The 1,741-nt window shown below is 76.3% G+C and carries 1 protein-coding gene; it reads right to left on the minus strand.

Translation table 11 applies throughout. The annotated features are described in order from the left end of the window. Positions 1-124: 124 nt before the first annotated feature. Positions 125-1,741 (minus strand): class I SAM-dependent methyltransferase (locus tag PHA29_RS07060; protein WP_270848865.1); only part of this gene is annotated, 1,617 nt, incomplete at its 5' end.

Raw genomic sequence — 1,741 nt, forward strand, 5'->3', positions numbered from 1 at the left:
CGCGGGCTGCGCCGATGCCCCCGCGGGGATCCGCCGCCCGCCGCGGGCCCCCGCACCCGGCACCGCGTCGGGTGCGGGGCCGCCTACCGTCCCTCAACCCGCGGTTGTGCGCGGGCGCCCGGCCTCAGCGCGCCCGTCGCACGATGTAGCAGCGGTGGATGCGCGGGTTGCGGGCGAAGTCCTCGGGGATGGTCTGCGCCGAGATGTCCTTCACCTCGGCGCCCGCGCGCGCGAGCTCGGAAAGATCGGGCTCGAAGGTCCGCAGGTTGCAGGAGAAGACGATCTCGCCGCCCGGAGCGAGCATCCGAAGCAGGCGGGCTATCAGCCCGGCGTGGTCGCGCTGGACGTCCCAGGTCCGCTCGCCCATCTTGGACGAGGACGAGAAGGTGGGAGGGTCGCAGAATATGAGGTCCCAGCCCGTCTGGGAGCGGCTCTGGCGATCGACCCATGCGAGCACGTCGTCGCGGACGAACCGGTGCTCCTGCCCCGTGAAGCCGTTGCGGGCCATGTTGCGCCGCGCCCATTCCAGGTAGGTGTTGGACATGTCGACGGTCGTGGCCTCGACGGCCCCGCCGTCCGCGGCGTAGCAGGTCGCGGTGCCCGTGTAGGCGAACAGGTTGAGGAAGCGCGCACCGCGTGCGCGGTCGCGGACCAGCGAGCGCGTGACGCGGTGGTCGAGGAAGATGCCGGTGTCGAGGTAGTCGTCGAAGTTCACCTCGAAGGTGAGCCCGCCCTCGAGTACGAGGGGACCGTGCGCGCCCTGCCGCGCATGCGGTGCGCGCCCGCTCGCCGCGTACTGGGAGCCGCCCCGGGCACGGGTGCGCGAGCGGGCGGCGACGCGGTCGGGCTCCACGTCGAGCACGCGCGGCGCGATGGCGAGGATGTCGTGCATGCGGGCCGCCGCGAGCGCGGGGTCCACCGAGGGTGGCGCGGCGTACTCGGACACCACGAGCCAGCGGCCCGGGGTGTCCGGCGCCCCCTCGTAGAGGTCGATGGCCGCCGCGTAGTCGGGGAGGTCGGCGTCGTAGACGCGGTAGCAGGTGACGCCCGCCCGGCGCGCCCACTTGCGGCGAAGGCGGGCGACCTTGCGGAGCCGCGCGGCGAACTGGTCCGAGGCGGGGACGAGCACGCCCACGGGCGCGCCCCCGTCCACGTCCACGTGCGCGCGGGGCTCGGCGACGGATGCGGCCGCGTCGGCGCCGGGCGGGAAGCTCAGGATGCGCGCGGGGGCGTTGCCCGGCCGCACGCGGGCCCCGACGTCCCCCGGGCGGCCCAGGGCCCGCTCGACCCCGCCGTCGCGCGCGAGGACGACGGCGGGCAGGCCCTCTGCCGCAGATGTGCGGCGGATCTCGGCGAGCAGGGAGCATGCGGCATCGGCGCCGTGCAGGGGGAGCTCGGACAGGTCGGCCACGACGGCACCCGCGGCGGCCCGGGCGCCCTCGGGTACGTCGCCGCCCTCGAGCCGGCCGAGGGCGTCCTCGGGGCCGAGCGCCTCGACCGCCCGCTCGAGACCGGTGCCCTTCAGCGCGGCGCGCAGCGCCTCGACCGCCCGCGGGTCCGCGTCGGTGGCCACGATGATGCCGCGGGCGCCGGCCCTCCCGTCGGCTTCGGCCGCCCGCCGGTCCGCCTCGGCCAGCAGGTGCGTCCAGGAGCGCTCGTCGTGCTCGTTCCAGCAGGTGAAACCCCAGCGGCGCCTGCCCCGCCCCGGGGCGCGGTCGAGTGCGATCCCGGCCGCCTCCGC

It is taken from the genome of Candidatus Collinsella stercoripullorum (assembly GCF_027669965.1).
GTDB lineage: Bacteria > Actinomycetota > Coriobacteriia > Coriobacteriales > Coriobacteriaceae > Collinsella > Collinsella stercoripullorum.